The following is a 17,933-nucleotide window of genomic DNA, read 5'->3' on the forward strand; positions in this document are numbered from 1 at the left end:
GTGTTGTGTTTGTCTAACAACTTTCAACCCGTAGTATGGGATGAAAGTTGTAACAGGTGGTGAGCATGGATATTGATGTCGTTTCTCTTCTTAGGGAACTGGATTTCAGCATCGAAGAAGGCACGAGCGCCCGCTCTAGGGTGCTGCGCTCGCCGGATAACGCCATCTTCTTGATGTCGATGGTCCCTTCGGTGCAGCGGGTTACCGCTCATACATTGCGGAACTTTATTGCTCATCGCGGCTCTCCGGTACGTCCCTTGTTTATCGGCTGCACGGCTACCGATAGCGTGATTGAGCAAGCACGAGAAGGTCAGGTGGATGTGCTCACGCAGCAGCCGCTGCAATTGATTCTCAAAGGGACAGTTTTCACTCCCGAAGTCGAACAATCGACTCCCATTCAGCGTCAAGCAGCTTCCGGCAGAAAAGCGTGGGGGCGTTGGGCCATTGAGCGGTGCCTCCTGCTGGCTGATACACCCCTGCACCAGTCGGAGATCGCCGAGTATGCGGGAGTGAGCCAGCAGATGGTCTCTCGTGTCTGCAAAGACCTCGGCTCCTTGGCCACCCACACTGTTGATGGGGTGGAAACCCTGGAGCCGGTCAAGCTGCTGGAGCGCTGGAGGGCGCATTACCCCGGGGCTGGTGGGCAGCAATTCGGCTGGTACAGCCTCGACCCTATCGTTGAGCAAACCCTGAACGCTGTAGAAGAGGCTCGACTGCTTGATGCGAACCCTCTCGTGAGCGGGGATGTGGCGGCGGACCGGCTGATGCCGTGGAAACTGCCGACCCGAGGCCGGATCTACGTCGACAGTCCTGTCGACTTGGCCGGCTGCGGCTTTGTCCCTGCCCCGTTGGAGGAAGCCACGCTGATTACTTGCATCCCCGAGGACCCCACTGTGTGGCGGTTGACCTGGATCGGCGCCTTCGCCATTCATGAGGACATGGATCTTGCTGATGCTGTCTTGGTCTACTGGGACGTTTTGAACAGCAACGATATCGACAGCCACGAAGCAGCAGAACACCTTGCCGCTCTGATCACCACAACTCTTTCGCTATGACCGATCCGCACAAAATCTATACCCTGTCCACGAGCAATGCTGACGACCTGGGATATCGAGGACAAAAAGCGGTCGCGGAGGCAGCCGAAGGCAACGACTACCGCATCGTCGGTGGGCACATGGTCCGCCTGCTTTTGCATGTCTACCCCACGACCAATGCTATTGCCAGGTCCACGGTAGATGCCGACACCGCCATCGGCAGCCTGGAAATCGCCGCTCCCATGGCACAAAACTTCCTCGCACAGAACTTCACCAAGAAAGGCGGGAACCTGTTCTATCAGGACATCGCCCCTGAACAACGAGTGGAAATCAACTTGCTCGCCCCACGCACCGGACCCGCCCCAGGCATTCGACCTCAAACGGTTCCCGGTGTGGGCCAAATCGATACCCTCCCAGAGCTGGACTACATTTTCCATTACGATCCGCTCATCGTGGATGTCGAAGTGGATCTCTATAACGGTGAAAAGCTGTCCTATCAGACGCGCATCCCCAACCTCGAAGAAACACTCGTGCTCAAAGCATTCGCATGGAAAGAGCGGGTCATGGGCAAGGACCTCGCGGATCTTCACACGCTGCTGGAAATCCGTGAAGCCCATCCAGAGGCGCCGTGGCGCTTGAACGAACCGCACCTCATTGGTTTCCGCAAGGACACGGTGCGCGTACTGCAACCGCTGGTGAAGGAACTCTCCAAGAAGCTCACCCCTTTCCCGGTCCCGGATACCGTGGACAAGCGTCGCTGCGCTGCGCTCATAAGCAAGCATTGCACCCCAGAGTAGAAGAAGGTTCCGAACCAGGCAGGGGCCCGCAGCCGGACCCTGTCTGGCGCCGTGTGGGGGACGTACCATCACTCGGCCGCCTGGCAGTGAGGATGAGCCGGCGCCCATCGTAACCAGGCCCCGTCTTGCCGGCAGGTGGTACGTCTCCTAGCACCCCACACTTTTCGCCCGCCCCGAAAACGCCTTGCGGGCCCATAAGCGAAGGCATGCCGTAACTGCGCGCTACCAGACTGGCAGAGACCAGGGCGCAGCAGCCCGGAATCGCAGGACACACCCACTCAGCCCCTCGCGAGGTAGAAGAAACCACATCGATGAGCGTCACCACTGCTCGGCCCACCGACAGCGCTCGCCGTGTACCCGCTACCAGGAACAGGCACAGTGAGGCCGTGGTGTCTTCACCATGGATCGGCCGATGGGCAGGCGCGGGTTCTGGCGGGCAGGCGGCCTTGCTGTGCTGCCGGCTGGTGGGGACATACCGCCATGCGGCGCCCGAAGAGTGGATCCACTCATCTGGCGTCATCAACGAACCAGATCTTCGCTCGACCAGGTCCGGCTACTCGTGGACGGTAGGTCCCTTTCCAGACGCTGCCCCCGGGCACAGGTCTCAGGCATCCACGCCAGAACTCAGCAGGCTAACCCGCTGCAAGCTGGAGGACATACCATCAGGCGGGCGGCGGCAGATTCGGCCGGCGCATCTCATGAGTGAGGCCCTAGCCCCCGGCGGTACGTCCCGCCACTGTAACCGCCACTGCTGCCTCGTGCGCTCGCCGTGGGCTCAAGTTTCTTGCGCATGATGAGGGAGGCGGTGAGCAACGGGGAATTGCGTCATCAGGCAGGCCGCCTATGCGGTATTTGAGTGCCCGCCGCGACACCGGGCGGTGTCCGGTCCGGACGAACACACTGACCAGTTCTCCGCTCCGATGCACGGTGAGGGCAGGGATATATACTCTCGTTATGCAGCTACCTGACATCAACTATCTCGCTGTTATCGCAGCGACGGTTTCGAGCATGCTCGTAGGCTTCGTCTTCTATCATCCGAAGGTGCTGGGCACTGCATGGATGCGCGCAGTCGGACACGATGAATCCTCTCTCAACGGCGGATCGCCGCTGCTCTATGCGGTCCCCGCCATCGGCAGCTTCCTGACCGCCTGGGTGCTCGCTGGCGCGGCATGGCTGTCGTTCTCGTTCTACGGCAGATCGTTCTTCGCCAACGCCCTGATCGGCTCGATCATACTGTTCGTAGGATTCACGGCTACCCGCATCGTCGTGCATGACGCATTCGATCCGCGCAAGTTCGCGGCGACTGGTTTCACCGTGCTCAACGAGGCGATCACAATCATTGTCATGGCGATCATCATCGGCGTCTGGCCGCCGGCATGAGCGCCAATAAGATCGTGGTCGAGCAGCAGATCAAGGCCACGCCATCGGCAGTCTGGAACGTTCTGACCAACCTCGAAGAGGCAAAGGCCTTGCTGCCGGGCGTGACCGGGATCGAGCATCTTGCTGGACCCGCCTATGGTGTCGGAACCCGCTGGCGGGAAACTCGCAAGATGTTCGGCACCGAAGCGAGCGAAGTGATGGAGGTGGTTGCCGTTGACCCGGAACGCTCGACCGAACTCACCGCTGAATCGCACGGGATGCGCTACACAACAGGGTTCGAGATCACGCCGACGGCAACGGGATGCTCGCTGACCATGCGCTTTTGTGGAGAGCAACAGAGGGCAAACTTCGCACAGCGCCTGATCGGTGCCATTATGGCGCCTCTTGGCAGGGCAGTCACGAAACGGGCGATGCGGCAAGACCTGGCTGCGATCGCCATCGCCGCCGAATCTGCATCCGCTTAGAGCAACGTGATCCCGGTCTTCTTGGACCCAGGCCAGGAATGAGGCCATCATGGGACCTGCCTGGCCGTGGCATCTTGCTGTAGCTCCCAGTCGCTCTAAAACGCGGGTTACTGTGCTGAGGATTCAAAGACCGCGAATCATGCTCAAACGTCTGGCAAGACGGTAAGGCGCGGGCCAATGAGATTGCTGAGTATGGGTAAGCCACTCAGTGGCAGGTGCCACTCGGACAAGTTTGCGTGGTGCTATGTTGCAGGTGGAGTGACGAGTACCAGATCGCGGGGGACAACATCGTCACGGACGCGGAGCTCTGGAAGCTCGGAGCCTTCCAACGATGCCAACTTCATACGGGTTTTCGCCTGGTTCAGTGAAGTTTCCAGCGATTGAGCAGACGCAATCGCAGAGTAGAACGCTGAAGCGAAAATAATCGCTGAACTGTCGTTGATGCTTTCAGACATCCCGATCACTGCTGGCACCGTATAGAGGATCTCATCGGCGCCTGCAAGGCTTTCGCAGGCGTTGAGGACAAGGAGCCGCGGCGGATCGTCAGTGTCGCCGAGGACCTGCGCGAAGAGCTCGAAGGTGATTCCTTTGCCCTCATTGCTGCCAGTTTCATTCTCTAGGAGGAGGCCTTCAAAGTTGGCATGGCCGGAGAAATGGACGATGTGTGGCCGGTGGTCATTGAGTCCGTCAATCAGGTCGCCAGCGGTGGCAGCGGGTAGGTGTTCAACTTCCACGAGGTCGCGGTATTTCGTGCCACGCAGAGCTTTGCGAACTTCGCGAACTTCTCTATCCACGCGTAGCCATGTCCCATACCGTTGTTCAGTGCCGTCCGGCAGAACAAGAGTTTCTTCGGTGGCTTCGGGATTCGCGGTGAGATAGAGGACCCGCAGCTTTTCTGGCTCTGGCGGACGCACCTGGACAAAACGAATTTCCGAACGCGGAGTGGAGAGCCGGGATACTTCCCGGGCGTGCGCCAGTTCTTCGCGCCGTCGCTGAGCGTCGGCCTGCTTTTGCTTGGAAGCGGCACTGCGGGTTTCACTGGTTTCAGCGGAGCGCAGCGAGGCTTTTTTAGTTGCTATGGTTTTCTCCACAGCAGCTGCATCTTTTCGAGCTTTCGCAATCTTGGCTTCTGCGGCCGCCACTTTCTTGTCCTCTCGTTCCGCTGCGGACGATGCACTGCGGGCAGTAGAGGGACTCTTGGACCGTGCTGCCTGGTCACGCTTTCTTCGGGAAGCTTCACGCGCTGTAGCCGCGTCTTTTTCAGCCTTCGCAATATCGGAGGACAAGGTACTTTTACGCGTTTGTAAACGAGCGATCTCCGAACGGAGTGAGTCACTTCGAGCCATGGTCTTGCCTTTCTTGTTAATGAAAGATCCCGCCGGCTCGTCCTCAGGACATTCACCACCTGGCAGGAGTTTCGCACCTTGGGGTCATCGTACTGAAGCGCCCTGACATTTTGTCCTAGAGATGCTTCGAAGTGAGCTTCTGTGCCTGGTGCGTTTGGCGAGTGCATGCCGCCTTGCCCGAGCGCTGTGGCAGATCCGATCGGAGTCTTTCTGCAGATGCCAGGTCTGGCAGCTGCAACAGGAACTTTCGGTGGCATCAACCTCAATATAAGAACAAGGATCGAGGTCTACCGCTCCAAGCAAGATCACCGTCCGTTCAGCCCAGCGTCCAGTTGGGGGAGGCGAAGCCGGCGCTGGGGGACATACCATCACGCAGCCGCCTGCAGCGAGGACCAGCCGGCGCCTTCCTCGACCAAGGACTCGGTCCGGAGCTCTGAGCATGCTCCTTGGACGCTGGCTTCATGCCTTGCGCTCGCCGTGTACCCGCTACCAGGATCTAACGCAGTGAGGCCGTGGTGGCTTCACCATGGACTGGACGATGGGGCAACCGCGGTCTTGAAGTACCGGAGGCCTTGATGCGCTGCAGACCGGTGGGGACATACCGTCATGTAGCGCTGCGGGAGTGGATCTACGCTTCGGGCGCTATCAACGAATCAGGTCCTCGTTCGACCAGGTCCGGCTACTTGTCGATGTTAGGTCTCTTTCCAGGCGCTGCCCCCAGACGTTGATCTCAGGCATCCACCCCAGAATTCAGCAAGCTAACCCGCTGCAGGCTGGGGACATACCCTCGGCGGGCTGCCGGCAGCGAGGGCCGGCCGGCGCATCTCATGAGTGAGATCCTAGCCCCCGGCGGTGCGTTCTTTGGTTTCCTTCGGCTGTAGAACCCTGACGGTCGCGGAAGGCCTCTTCCTCCTGGAACCCGTCCTGTGGGCGGTACGTCCCCCACCTGCCCCGTCTCATCTGCGCTCGCCGTGCTATCTCGCTTGGTAGCGAACGGATCTTGGGTGAGGCTGAACTGGCGGGGTGATGGTTCATGATTGATATATCGGTAGATCGCCGAAGCACTGGTGCAGTTTTTGAAAGGACTCGTAGATGGAGCAGTCGCCACTTGGAGTTCCGCCGCAGCCGTTTGTTTGTGATGGGCGGGTCGACCGGGAGAAACTTCTGGAGTTACTGGGGGCCCAGGCAGAGTTTTCTTCGCTTGATTTCAAACGCACCATCGATTTGAACGACAAGATCAAGAAGTTGGAGTTCATCAAGGACTGCGCGGCGATGGGAAACCAGCCAGAGGGCGGTTACCTCGTGATAGGAGCTGAGGATAATGGTCGCCCTGCTGAAGGGACGGATTTCTGTGGTCAGAGCCTCGATTCAGCAACCCTGAAAGATGCTGTCGCAGGTTACGTGGATGGACATATCGATATCCGTTCGCAGGCTCACACCATTACTCATGAGGGGCGCTCATATCAGCTGGCGGTGATCTACATTGCGCCCCCGCGTGATGGCTTCCCGCTGGTGAACCGTCCCGGAAATTACGCCGCCAGTTTACTGGCGGCTTCATCGGGTAACGAGCCGCTCATTTCATCATAATAGAGTTCTTCAAATTCAACCGGAGCCCGATATCCGAGGGTCGAGTGCAACCGGTCGTTGTTGTACCAGTGCACCCATTCCACGACCACGTCATCCACGTCCGCCTTGGTAGCCAAGACTCCAGTGCGGAACGGTGAATCCTTAGCAACCGCCTCGTTCTTGAACAACCCCATCACCGTTTCGGCGGCCGCGTTGTCGAATGCGTCCCCAATCGTTCCGATCGACGGCACCAGCCCCTCCATCGCCAGCGTCTGCGTGTACCTCTGAGAGGTATATTCACTATCCGCATCTGAATGGTGGATGGTGCCAAAGGCCGATCTCACATGCGCTTTTTGCTCAATCCGGCGTTGCCATAGGGCCAGTTGGAGAGCTTCCTCCACAAACTCGGTGTCATGCGAGGTCGACGAAGCCCAGGACAAGATCCGGCGTGAGAACAAATCGATCACGAAGGACACATAGGCGAACCCGCCACGAATCGGAACATAAGTGAAATCAGTGACCCACACCTTGTTAGGTGCATCAGTATAGAAGTTCCGATTCAATAGATCTTTCGCCCGGATTTTATCTTTAGCGCGGATCGTTGTAGTCGTTCTCCGACCCCGCACCAGCCCATTCATCCCAGCCACACGCATCAGCCGATCCACGGTGTGTTTTGAGATGTCAGGGAAGCCGTTGCGCTGCAACCAGACCAGCATTTTCCTCCGCCCATAAAGAACCTCGGGCTTCGGTCTCCCCGTCTTTTCATCAGGTTTCTGCAGGTCATGAAGAACGTTCAAAATGAGTGCGTCCGTGACGACCCGTGGTGCTGGTTCAGCTGCTTTCCAACTGCGATACGTGCGGGCAGAAACCTTCAGGCCCTGAGTATTCAGGGCATCACAGATCTGCTGGACTGCGTAGCCGTGTTCGCGTTGCTGGTCGATGAACTCGGTGATTAGTGCCGGCGAGGGTCCAGCTCCCTCGCGAAGAAAATCGCTGATGCCTTCAAGATGTCGTTGGCTTCTTCAAGGTCCCGGACCTTGGCTTTCAACGCTTTGATCTCGGCGAGTTCTTCGCTGGTCGGTCCGGTTCGTTCACCGGAATCAACCTGGGCTTGGAGCACCCAGCGGCGCAGGGTTTCTTTACCGACGTTCAGCTTTGGAGCCATGTCATTGCAGGCTGCGTAGACCGACTTATAGCGGTCAAGTCGTTCCATGATGTAGTCCACTGCGCGGGCTTTGACTTCGGGGGGTGTACTGCTTGGGCATGCTTTCCATTCTCTCAATAGAAAGCGGCATAAAACCCGGGACGATTCAAAATGGTACTTTTGTTCCAGCTACTTGGTGTCAAATCTCGGCACCCTCACGTTGGATGAGATCCGCTATGGCGCCGACTACCCCGGCATGCGCCTGCACGTGAATGGCTCCATCGCCACCTGGAATGGCGTGACCTCCTGGGATGTTTCTACGGATGACCCGATCGTCCCAGGTCCCAGGTCTCAGGAAACTGATCTTGGAGCGGATCCTGGGAGAGCCACTGATACTAGTTGGTTATGCGCCGGAATCGACCGTGGTTGAAAAAAGGGGGTGCCCCTGTGTAAAAAGTGAAGCTATTTTCAGCTCTGGCATGTCATAAAGTGAGCCGTCTCGGATCATGGCAAATAGTACTGTGAGTCGTCGGTGGGCTAACGCGATGAGTGCTTGGTTATGCCGCTTCCCCTGAGCCCGTTTCCGGTCATATATGCCGCTTCCCCTGAGCCCGTTTCCGGTCATAGTAGTCCCGACTGGTCGGATCAAAACGGATGGACGCAAACGCTGAGAGGAAGAGGGCTCGTTTCAAGCGTTTGTTGCCTGAATGACTTACGCGTTCGGACTTGATCGATGTCCCTGATTGACGCGTGGTTGGTGCCAGACCGGCGTAGGAGGACAACGCTGCGGCGCTGGTGAAGGTCTTGCCGGAGGTCTCGGCGATGATGATCGCTGGGGTCCTGACGGCGACCCCTGGCATGGATGTCAGGACCGAGTAAAGAGGGTGAGCCTCCACCAGGGTTTCCAAGTGCGTGGCTACATCTACCCGCGGGGCGTGCAACGAGATTAGTTGCCGGGCCAGGTGAGGGATCACCAGTCCAGCAGCATCGGTGCCGACCACGACCACTGTTTGCTCATCGAGCGCGTCCATGATGGCTACGGCCCAGGCAGTGTGCCGGCGGGCACCGTATTTCTTCAGCTTCGCGTCGATCCGCGCTTTGCCGGCATGCTTCAGTTGTGCTGGAGTGGGCCAGATAGCGAGGATTTCAAGGACGGCGTCGTGTTCCAGCCACGGGCCGAGGATACGTTCGAGTGGCGGGTGGATTTGGGTGAATAGCCCGCGGATCCGGTTGCTGGTCTGGGTGATCTGCCGTGCCAGGTCCAGGTCGAATCCGGTGAGCATGCCCAGGGTTGCTTCGTCCTCGTCGGAGACTCGGATGCTGCGCAAGGTGTGTGGCATGGTGCGTGCCGCGTCGGCGATGATGAAGGCGTCTTTTTCGTCGGTTTTCGCCGAGCCAGGATACATGTCTGCGATACGGCGCATCGAGAGCCCGGGCAGATAGGCCACCGGAATATCGAGGTTCTGAGCGACAACAACGGCCAGCGCGCCGATGGTGGCGGGTTGGTCCACGACTACCAGAACCTGTCCTTGAGCTAGAAGCTTTTGATACGCGGCGGTGAGTTTGGCTTCGTCGTTGGGCAGGGTTTTGTTCCAGATTCTGGTGCCGTCTTGGATGACGGCGCAGGCCCAGTGGTCGGTTTTGCCGACGTCGAGGCCGAGGAAGATCTGGATGTCTTCGGTTTTCATGACCGGTGCTCCTTTGGACCGATTAATTGTTCAAGGTCGGCCAACCGTCGGTAGCAAAGTCTTACATTCACGTTACGACTGGCGTCCGTTTTTGGCGCCGTGCCTCTAATCAGCAATCACCTTGCTGCCATCCAATCCCCGTGGCAACACCCCGGACTATTGGATAAGCAGGGGCAAGACACCATGCCGGGATTGGTCGGCCGACAGTCCCTATGATCCTCTTTTAGGGCTGTCAACAAGATAACGGGGTTCCGCACACATGAGGCCCATGCAGGCAAAATCAGGGAAAGCCAAGCTGCGCCACCGGCAGATGCCTCCATCAGGCATCACCAGGCGGACGTTCAACGGGAGGCCGGTGAAGGACTGGTTCATGTTCGGGTCCGATCCATTGCCGCACCGCCAGGTTCGCCGAATCGAGAAGCGGCTGCTCGCCCAGGGCATCGCGCCGGAACCGAATTACCGGGAAGGAAAAACCTACCGGGACTGAAGTCGAGGTTCTCGCCGCGCTCCGCACACATGGGCAAGATGGATACTGAATTCACTAATCATCGACGTTCGGAGCAGGAATAAATGCTGGGATGGGAAAGCAACCGCATTGCTGCCTATGAAAACATGGTGGCTGACATTCGCACGCTCATACACGACCATGTATGGGAACCCAGCGAAGTCAACCAGGAGCTGCTGGGCATCATGGACACAGCAAGCAGGCCGCAGGTCGAGCATGTCGAATCGGCTCAAGCTGCTTCACCACCAGCCAGTCCGTCTGGACGGCACCGGACCGAGACGAAAGTCGTGGCACGCTGGTTGTGGGACCGCGACCTGACCCCGGAGCAGGTTGAAGGCAAGGTCAAGGATGCGCTCCAGGAGCTGGGGCTGAGTCACGACGACTCCGCATCCATCCTGCCTCTGGCCGCCGAGCTCCTGGAAAAACAGACGGCACGTGCCCCCTCGCCAACCCCGATGATCCAAAGTTCGAACGGCGGAAAATGGGCGACCGTGACAGGTGGCTGACTGCTCGCAGCGAAGAGCCGTCCCCAGAGCAAATCGCGCATGATGGCCGTCCATCATCCAGCGGAGCCCAGCCTGACAGCAGCCCTGCTGACCCTTTCCGCCAGGGGACGGTCGCGACCTCGAATCGCAGAGCGAAGGCCAAGCTTCTGGCACGCTGGCTGTGGGATCGGGATATCGATGGAGCAACGGTTCTCGGCTTCACCGATAAATACCGACGGGTCATCGCCAGAGAGGCGGGCGTGAACCCTCCATCGACCTTGGAAACATGGGAGATCGCTGATGACCTAATGGCTAAGATGGAGATCAAGCTTAAAGCCGACCCAAGACTTCCTGCGGTGAAACGGCATCATCTGGACGAGCGCAGCCAGTGGGCCACCGACCCGCACTGGTGAAACCCCTTCCTTGACCTGCGAACATGAGCTGGCACGGCTATCAAGAAGTAGTTCAATCGCTGGATTCACAATTCAGATTGTGACAAGCCGAGTTAATATTCTCAGCCAATGCAATTTATCCAACATAGTTGAAAACAGAAGGGAAACCTCGAATTGTTGCAAGAATACAGCGCATGGATGGCAGGCAAAAGAATTTTTCCCTTGTCACCTCTAACTTGAAGTTTGACTTTCACCTCGAGAAATGATGAATATCTCATCATGAAAGTAAAAATCTATAAATCAGGAATCACGCTCCTGACGTCACTCGCGCTGGTGGTTTCCAGTTTGGGCGTGTTCGCGGCTCCGTCGTACGCGGCACCGTCAAATTCGGAAAAGAAGGCCGCTGAGCGCCAAATCACCGAAAACGTTGACTCCACCATGGAGTTCACGACCACGCGCAGCGGCCAGGTCTACTTCGACATTGCGAAGGCCAAGGCAGCCGGCGCTGACGCCGAGACGCTGGAGGTCGGGCAGCTGCTAAACGAATACAGCGCGGCACAATCGGCCCCGGCCGGAGGCGTGACGACCTACGGCATGCCCCTCTGGGGCAATTGGTGCGGCCCTGGCCACGGCGGCGGACGCGCGGTGGATACTCTCGACTCGCTCTGCCGCACGCACGACCGTTGTTACGGCTCCCGCGGATACTTCGCGTGCTCGTGCGACCGCAATTTGGTCTCAGGCATCAAGAGGAACGCATACAAGATGGGCGGCAAGGAACGTGCCATGGCCAGCGCAGTCAGCGTGTACTTCACCTATTCGTTCTGCAATCCTTTCAAGTAGACCTCAATTGACGATTAGAAAGTGGTTCACCAATGACCGAGGCAGTAAGCAAGCGACGTCAGTGCCCTGCAGGTACTTGGATCAGCATAGCGCTCGTGCTCCTTTCAATGCTGGCGCTCGTCGACTGGACGAATTCCGGTGAAGCGAAGCCGCTCTGGATGTTCTTCCTTCCGATCCTGTTCGGCCTCATCGGCAGCGGTATCGCACTGGCGAAGCGGGCGTATTTGTGGGCGGTGATCTCAATCGCGTTCGGTGTGCTGTCGCTGCAGATCATGAACGTCGTCATCACCTTGTTGCAAGGTCCATAAAAAGCAATGGGGATTATCGGAATTCCGAGCAGCCGGCCCTTTTAAGGGGTTAGCGTTTCCGTATTCTGGTTCTATTCACAGTGGCAAGTGGCAAGTGGCAAGTGGCAAGTGGCAAGCAGCGCCGCTATCAATGGCACGGAGACCGTCCCCTGTATTGATCTCGCACAGATGCACCAGAAAGCGAATCTGCTCTGTGTCGGTGTTCATGGTTCTGGTTATTGATGCCATGGCGATGGTCTGATGACCTCGTCGAGTTGAGCGCTGATGCGAAATGCCCTGCCTTTGTCGGCGGGGCGTTTCATTTCTGAGAAATGCATTCACTTTTGTTTTTTATCCTGAAAACGGCGGGAAATCCTTCCAAGACGGGCCCCTCGTCTTCACTGAATTCGGAGGGCTTTGGTTTCTGGTCTTGAACGCGCTGGTCACTCCCGTCACGGGGCCATGACTGGGTGGCGACAGAACTATGGCATTGGACACGCTGGCAAATTTACGTGCCATCTTCAGCAGAAATCCAGAGATGAAGCAGATGTTGTTCCGTTCGAGGCCGGCTTACACATCGATCTAAGGACCATGTCCGAGTGCATCTTCAACAGGGGCTGAGTGTGGAATCCTGGCGGTTCACGGCCGGAAGGAAACACGCCACACCGAACATCACTCAGGGAGTTAGATGTGTTCATCGGTCTTTTGACCTGGCGTGAGCATCGGCTACATCGGTTTCGTTCTTGATTGCCCGGTCAAAATCGACGTTTTTGAAATCAGACTAGCCCAGATTTTCCATCAGTCATCTGACGGCCGCCAAAATCCGATACCAAGGGGTTCTCGGCGGCCGTTCCTGACTCTGCCCATACCAAATAGCGCCTTGACGCACCGGCGCTGGGTGCCGGGCTCCACGCACCCGGACCAAACGGAGTCCTTTCATAATTTCAGAAGCAACAGATCAACCACCAGTTCAGGCCGTGAGCTCACCGTGGCGCCATCGCTGGAACAACGTACCGATGCCTTCTTGCAGCTGGCATAACAGCTGCGCTTCAGGCGCCTTCTCAGGGATCAGAAGCCGGCGTTGCCGGCCGCCAGAGACGACTTTCCCAGCCATCGAAAACAGCCGGTACCGCCACCGCTTCAAATCCCAGACCGAAGCCTCATGGCCACTAGGCAACACCGCCAGCTGCAGCCACGACACCAGATTCAGTGCGAACATCGCCAAGTCCGCCCACGCCTGGTTCGCGGTAAAAGACCAATACGGCAACTTGCCCAACCCCGCGCTCTTCAGCGTTTTGATCCTGTTCTCGCACCGGCCACGGGCCCGGTGCCGGGCATCGAGGAACGCCACGTTGCACCGCGGACTATTGGTCAAGAACGCAGTCACCCTGTTCCCGTCGGTATCGAACAAGGTCGCTTTCGCTCCGGGATGCAACGGTTCAGCCCGCAGGTAGTCCTTCAATTCGATCACCTTGGACGCGTCGATCACCCGCGCATCATCACGCTGGTCACCGTCAGCGGTCAGCGCTGGTTCCCAGTACTTCTTCTCATCGATCCACCGGATGAACCGCTCTTTGAGCACCGGCAGCGAGTACGAGGTGGAGAATTGGACCCCCAGCGAATCCAGGTGATGCAAGAACTCACGTGAAGATCCGGCGCTATCGGTGCGGACCAGGATCTTCTCTCCATACAGGTTTCCGTGCTCGTCGTAGAAATCATCAGGTAGTTGGGCCAATGCTTGGTTGAGCACCTCGATATGCGAGGCGGCGGAGTTCGCTCCCCGATTGCCCGGGCGCAACTGCACCGCGAGGACTTCGCCGGTGCCGTGGGCTTTGCCGTAGTCAGCCATGGCGATCATCGGTGAAAAACCGTACCCGCCTTTATATGTTCCGGCACTGTTCTCTTTGTCGGAGTGCACGTGCACCAGGGAGGCGTCGATGTCGATGACCAGCGGGTTCGCTGGCGTAGCCAACTGGGCGGGGTTCCGTGGTCCGGCTGCCGCCCAAACTTTGGGTCACAGGCTGCGGGTCATGGTGGCGAAGCCATGGGCGAAAGCTTCGGGCTGTTCCTTGAACCGTCGCATGAATCTGCTGACCGTCGCATCAGACGCCACGAGTCCGAAGAGCTCTGGTGCGGCGCGTAGCTGGTCAATATCGGTGGCTTGCTGCCCGCCAGCGGCCAGGGACAAGGCCAGCGCGCCAAGGATCTTGCCTGGACTGTGGATCGCGGTGGCTGGCACGAACTGGCTGAACCGGTCCTCGCAAAGCTGGCGGAAGTCCAGGGCGTTCAGAAAGTTGGTGAGTACCGACAACCCAGCATGGGAGACGAGGGCTTGGCCGGTGGGTTGGGTCGGTAGGGCAGGGAAAACGTGGGTAGAATGGTTCACAGAAAAGGTGATCCTTTGAACGGGGTGGATGATGATTAGACACCACTATTTTCCCAGTTCAGGTCACCTTTTCTTCTTTTGAGTCAGTTAATGACTGTCGCCTTCATGAAATACCCGGGCTAGCTTCCCGTACCGGCAGCACTCCAGGAATTCGACCTATCAACGTCCCTGGCGTGGGGCAGATTGATACTCTGACCGAGCTGAACTATATTTTCCTCTACGCACCGCTCATCATTGATGTTGAAACGTACTTGGGCAATGGTGAAATCCTGACCTATAGGACTAAGGTCCCAAATCTTGAAGAGGCATTGGTCCTTAAAGCGTTCGCTTGGAATGAGCGAAGCGCAGAAAATGATCTCGCAGACCTTCAGACGTTACTTGAGATTCGTGAAGCTCACCCAAAAACCCCGTGGCGTCTGAACGAGCTGAACGTTATTGGTTTCCGTAAAGATACAGTGCAGATACTGCAGCCCCTTACGCAGTCTCTCACTAAGAAACGCGTGCCATTCCCTATTCCCAACACAGTCGACAAGCGCCGCTTAGCTGCACTCATTCGCAAGCACTGCACCCCAGGATAAGAATCCTGTTTAGGCGTAAAGTACCTTAGCCGGTGCGGCCAGGCATCGTGGGGGACATACCATCATGCGGCCGCCTGGCAGAGCGAGGATGAGTCGGCGCCCTTCTTCGTCCATCGATCGCTTGCGGCACTCGACGGTACGTCCCGCTCTTCCCAGCCGGCGCTCGCCGTCCTCTCGCACCGACTCGTTTGCACTCCGAGTTCAAGTGGCGGCGCCTTCCGGGCGCATCAGGCTACTTCGGTTCAAAGAGAGGCTATCCAGTGCGCCGACGGGTGTTTTAGGGTGGCAGAGAACAAGGCAGTCCGGATCGCTGGCTTTTGACTGTGCTTTGCTGTCCGCCTTACCCCTTGGTGAAAGAGAACGAAGTTATGGCCACCGTGATTGTCCATGCCACCATCACTCTCGATGGATTCCTCGCCGATGCTGATGGCGGAGTGGATTGGATGTTTGGCCATCCCTCCGCGCCGGAAGATGATGAGGTCGTTGCCTCGGTCATGGGGAAGATCGGAGCTATTGTCGGCGGAGCAAATCAAACGCAGACGATCCAGGACGGTGAAATCCCTTATGGAGGGATGCTTCAGGTTCCGGTGTATCTGATGACCCATGCAGCCGCTGAGCCGGTGGAACGAGACGGCATCACCTATACCTTCGTGGTCGATGACATTGCTGGGGCCGTGGAATCCGCCAAACGGGATGCACAAGACGGCTTTGTCAGTTTGCTGGGCGGGAAGATATCGCGGCAGTGTCTAGCTTTGGGACTGGTCGACGAGCTGCATCTTGATATCGCCCCAGTATTGCTTGGCAACGGCATTTCCCTGTTTGAAGGTTTAGGGCAACATATCGAGCTGGAACGGGCGGAAACTTCAGCGTTCGCAAGCGAAGTACACCTGGTGTACCGGGTACTTCACTAGGTCCCCGTCTCCTGGTACCCCAGACAGGCGACGCCGCCTTACGCATGGCCATCATGATGCTCTGACCCGCAGCTTGAAGACCCTGGTGGGGGACATACTGCCACACGGCCTTCTGGCAGCGAGGGCCGGCCAGCGCCTCTCATCAGTGAGGTCCCCCTGGCGGTACGTCCTTGGCCCTCTTTCAACAGCAGAACCCTCGACGACCACTCCAAGCCCCTCTGCGCCCGGGCGTCATTTCACTCCTCCTTGGGCGTTCATCTTCACGGAAGGCGTCTCCAGCCTGGGACCCGGACCGAGGGCGGTACGTCCCGCTGCTGCAGCCATTGCTCCTTGTGCCTCAGCGCTCGCCGGAGCGAGTTCGTCCCCAGGGGCGGCTACGGAGCGAGCACCAGTTTCCCGCCATCATGTTGCAGGGCAGGAGCTTGAAAGTGTGATAACAGCACTTATTTTGGTGGTAAATCAGTGGTAAGGTTGTGTTGCCGGAGAGATGCCGGTGAAAAAGGCAAGAGGCCTATGTTCAGAAGCACAGAGGTGCAAGGAAAAGGATCTACAGATGGGAATCACACCGACTATAGGGACGGTTCATGCGGAAACGTCCCGCATGGACTTCCGTGAGATCGTGCGGAGGCTGAATGCGTCCCTCGGGGCTGCAATGGTTTCCGCGTTAGCGGGCGCCAAGGACCCCAAGGCAAGCTACCGCTGGCAAAAGGAGAATGGAACGATCCCTTCGGATGCGTCCCAGGCTCGCATTCTGCTGGCCCACCGTGCGTGGATGATGGTCTCCGACGTTGACGGAGAACAGGTAGCTCGCCAGTGGTTCCTTGGTGCCAACCCCTGGCTCGACGAAATTTCACCCGTCGAAGCCATTCACCAAGATCGGTTCAAGGCTGTGATCGACGCAGCCGAAGCCATGTCCTCAGGAGGTTACAACGGATAATGAGCAGCGCATTGGAAGAAGCGGACGGCCAGCCAAGCATCGTGCGAGCACCACTGGCTGGCTTTCGCATCGCAGCTGAAAGCTACGGTGCGCTTAATCCCCCGCAACGGGGCTACTTCTTCCCCGATGACGTCGGAGTGTGGAACAGGTATGACACCACTGGGCGGACGTTGTACGCAGCGTCCACGCGCCTCGGCGCATTTACCGAATGCCTCTACGGGTACCGAATAGACAGGGGAGCTCGCACGGCCATCGACTTCATGGCTGGGCAGTTCGGCATCACCTGGGAGGAGGCCCACACTCTCTATCTCGAGGAACAGCGAGAGCTCGGGCACGAAGGACCTGGAACGTTTCCCAAAAACTGGCGTGAAGGACGACGGATCTACGAACTGGCCAGCAAGGAAGGCCTTGTCTGGTTCGACCTGGGCACAGCGCATTCGCTGGCCTATATCGATCGGAACTTTGGCCCCGAAATCGCCAAAACCTGCGGTGTGAAAGCCGTGGACCTATCCCACCTGCTCGGAGCAGATCGCAAACTGACCACCTTGATTTCCACGAGATTGCGCAACCTGCGGCTCGCTGACGGCGGCTTCGCTGACGGGATCCGCTTCACTTCCCGACACGGCATTGGCACTTGCTGGGCGTTTTGGATGCGACGCACCGATGACGGGCTGGACAACGACCTGGTTTTCGCGGGCGAGGGCCTGGAAATACCTGCAGATGATCCAGATCTGCTGGATGTTTCCCAACGGTTCAATATCCGCTTCAGCTAGATTTTCCGGAACCTATCCTGCACGCCCTGACCAAGGCAGAACTGCAGGATAGGTTCTTCAGCGCATCCGTGGTTTTCCTAGCCAGGATCCCGGCAGTCCAGAGGCTGCCGTCCGGGGACGTACCACCAAGCAGGCCGTCTGCCGGCGCTTTCGTCTCCCTTGGGCCCGGGAGTTTTTACTGGGTGAGCTCTTAACTTCAAGGCGGGTACCTGGGCATCGTCAGCTGGGGGTACGTCGCTGGGTTTCCTGCGTCGCTGGGCGTCCTTCACAGGCTGCTCTTGAAGGTCAGAACCTGGGTGCGGCCGCGATGGTATGTCCCCGGGGTGGCTCACCTGGTGAGGGAATTCCTTCTTCGACCTGGCTCACGCCCAGGGCCCAGTGTTCTCCAGCGCGGACCAGGCGCGGTACCTTGTGCTCACC

General features: G+C 58.1%; 17 protein-coding genes and 2 pseudogenes. 14 read left to right on the forward strand and 5 right to left on the reverse strand.

The annotated features are described in order from the left end of the window. Positions 1-65 precede the first annotated feature (65 nt). The 4 genes from EDF61_RS15150 to EDF61_RS15165 all read left to right on the forward strand — a co-directional run bounded on the left by EDF61_RS15150 (position 66) and on the right by EDF61_RS15165 (position 3,675). The gene (locus tag EDF61_RS15150; protein WP_133834636.1) at positions 66-1,055 is read left to right on the forward strand and encodes a hypothetical protein; all 990 of its coding nucleotides are present in this window, start codon (positions 66-68) and stop codon (positions 1,053-1,055) included. Next, positions 1,052-1,831: a nucleotidyl transferase AbiEii/AbiGii toxin family protein gene (locus tag EDF61_RS15155; protein ID WP_133834637.1), complete on the forward strand. Its 780-nt coding sequence runs from the start codon at positions 1,052-1,054 to the stop codon at positions 1,829-1,831. The genes EDF61_RS15150 and EDF61_RS15155 overlap by 4 nt, the downstream gene beginning before the upstream one ends. 954 nt (positions 1,832-2,785) lie before the next feature. After that, positions 2,786-3,211, forward strand: coding sequence for a DUF1761 domain-containing protein (locus tag EDF61_RS15160; protein WP_133834638.1), 426 nt, complete (start codon positions 2,786-2,788; stop codon positions 3,209-3,211). Then, the gene (locus EDF61_RS15165; RefSeq protein WP_133834639.1) at positions 3,208-3,675 is read left to right on the forward strand and encodes an SRPBCC family protein; all 468 of its coding nucleotides are present in this window, start codon (positions 3,208-3,210) and stop codon (positions 3,673-3,675) included. The genes EDF61_RS15160 and EDF61_RS15165 overlap by 4 nt, the downstream gene beginning before the upstream one ends. Before the next feature lie 242 nt (positions 3,676-3,917). Here EDF61_RS15165 and EDF61_RS15170 read toward each other — a convergent pair whose 3' ends face one another. Continuing rightward, a complete protein-coding gene (locus EDF61_RS15170) occupies positions 3,918-4,817 on the reverse strand; it encodes a CHAT domain-containing protein (RefSeq protein WP_208294282.1) in 900 nt (299 codons plus the stop codon). Positions 4,818-6,113: 1,296 nt separating this feature from the next. Between EDF61_RS15170 and EDF61_RS15175 the strand changes: the two genes are divergently transcribed. After that, complete coding sequence (locus EDF61_RS15175; RefSeq protein ID WP_133834641.1) at positions 6,114-6,608, forward strand: AlbA family DNA-binding domain-containing protein; 495 nt, start codon at positions 6,114-6,116, stop codon at positions 6,606-6,608. Here EDF61_RS15175 and EDF61_RS15180 read toward each other — a convergent pair. The 3 genes and pseudogenes from EDF61_RS15180 to EDF61_RS15190 all read right to left on the reverse strand — a co-directional run bounded on the left by EDF61_RS15180 (position 6,551) and on the right by EDF61_RS15190 (position 9,419). Continuing rightward, positions 6,551-7,585 (reverse strand): IS3 family transposase, encoded by a 1,035-nt coding sequence (locus EDF61_RS15180; RefSeq protein ID WP_133834642.1) that lies wholly within the window; start codon positions 7,583-7,585, stop codon positions 6,551-6,553. The genes EDF61_RS15175 and EDF61_RS15180 overlap by 58 nt on opposite strands. Continuing rightward, positions 7,540-7,800: a hypothetical protein gene (locus EDF61_RS15185; RefSeq protein WP_133834643.1), complete on the reverse strand. Its 261-nt coding sequence runs from the start codon at positions 7,798-7,800 to the stop codon at positions 7,540-7,542. Before EDF61_RS15185 ends, EDF61_RS15180 begins: the two co-directional genes overlap by 46 nt. A gap of 334 nt (positions 7,801-8,134) precedes the next feature. Then, positions 8,135-9,419: pseudogene (locus EDF61_RS15190) on the reverse strand (IS110 family RNA-guided transposase). A 268-nt stretch (positions 9,420-9,687) separates the two neighbouring features. Between EDF61_RS15190 and EDF61_RS15195 the strand changes: the two are divergent. The 5 genes from EDF61_RS15195 to EDF61_RS15215 all read left to right on the forward strand — a co-directional run bounded on the left by EDF61_RS15195 (position 9,688) and on the right by EDF61_RS15215 (position 11,949). Then, the gene (locus tag EDF61_RS15195; protein WP_133834644.1) at positions 9,688-9,906 is read left to right on the forward strand and encodes a hypothetical protein; all 219 of its coding nucleotides are present in this window, start codon (positions 9,688-9,690) and stop codon (positions 9,904-9,906) included. A gap of 83 nt (positions 9,907-9,989) precedes the next feature. Continuing rightward, the gene (locus tag EDF61_RS15200) at positions 9,990-10,430 is read left to right on the forward strand and encodes a hypothetical protein (RefSeq protein WP_133834645.1); all 441 of its coding nucleotides are present in this window, start codon (positions 9,990-9,992) and stop codon (positions 10,428-10,430) included. Further along, positions 10,406-10,822, forward strand: a complete 417-nt coding sequence (locus EDF61_RS15205) for a hypothetical protein (protein ID WP_133834646.1) — start codon at positions 10,406-10,408, stop codon at positions 10,820-10,822. The genes EDF61_RS15200 and EDF61_RS15205 overlap by 25 nt, the downstream gene beginning before the upstream one ends. A gap of 258 nt (positions 10,823-11,080) precedes the next feature. After that, positions 11,081-11,641 (forward strand): phospholipase A2 family protein, encoded by a 561-nt coding sequence (locus EDF61_RS15210; protein WP_133834647.1) that lies wholly within the window; start codon positions 11,081-11,083, stop codon positions 11,639-11,641. A gap of 32 nt (positions 11,642-11,673) precedes the next feature. After that, the gene (locus EDF61_RS15215; RefSeq protein ID WP_133834648.1) at positions 11,674-11,949 is read left to right on the forward strand and encodes a hypothetical protein; all 276 of its coding nucleotides are present in this window, start codon (positions 11,674-11,676) and stop codon (positions 11,947-11,949) included. Positions 11,950-12,898: 949 nt separating this feature from the next. On the opposite strand, the pseudogene EDF61_RS15220 reads toward EDF61_RS15215, so the two are convergent. After that, positions 12,899-14,314: pseudogene (locus EDF61_RS15220) on the reverse strand (IS1380 family transposase). Positions 14,315-14,487: 173 nt separating this feature from the next. Between EDF61_RS15220 and EDF61_RS15225 the strand changes: the two are divergent. From EDF61_RS15225 to EDF61_RS15240, 4 genes are all read left to right on the forward strand, one after another. Next, a complete protein-coding gene (locus EDF61_RS15225; RefSeq protein WP_133834649.1) occupies positions 14,488-14,892 on the forward strand; it encodes a hypothetical protein in 405 nt (134 codons plus the stop codon). Between the two features lie 368 nt (positions 14,893-15,260). Then, positions 15,261-15,803 (forward strand): dihydrofolate reductase family protein, encoded by a 543-nt coding sequence (locus tag EDF61_RS15230; protein WP_133834650.1) that lies wholly within the window; start codon positions 15,261-15,263, stop codon positions 15,801-15,803. A gap of 553 nt (positions 15,804-16,356) precedes the next feature. Continuing rightward, entirely contained in the window at positions 16,357-16,740 is a 384-nt protein-coding gene (locus tag EDF61_RS15235; protein ID WP_133834651.1) for a hypothetical protein, read from the forward strand. Further along, positions 16,740-17,513 (forward strand): hypothetical protein, encoded by a 774-nt coding sequence (locus tag EDF61_RS15240; RefSeq protein ID WP_133834652.1) that lies wholly within the window; start codon positions 16,740-16,742, stop codon positions 17,511-17,513. Before EDF61_RS15235 ends, EDF61_RS15240 begins: the two co-directional genes overlap by 1 nt. Positions 17,514-17,933: the final 420 nt, after the last annotated feature.

Origin of the sequence: Arthrobacter sp. JUb115 (assembly GCF_004365035.1) — a bacterium.
Classification (GTDB): Bacteria; Actinomycetota; Actinomycetes; order Actinomycetales; family Micrococcaceae; genus Glutamicibacter.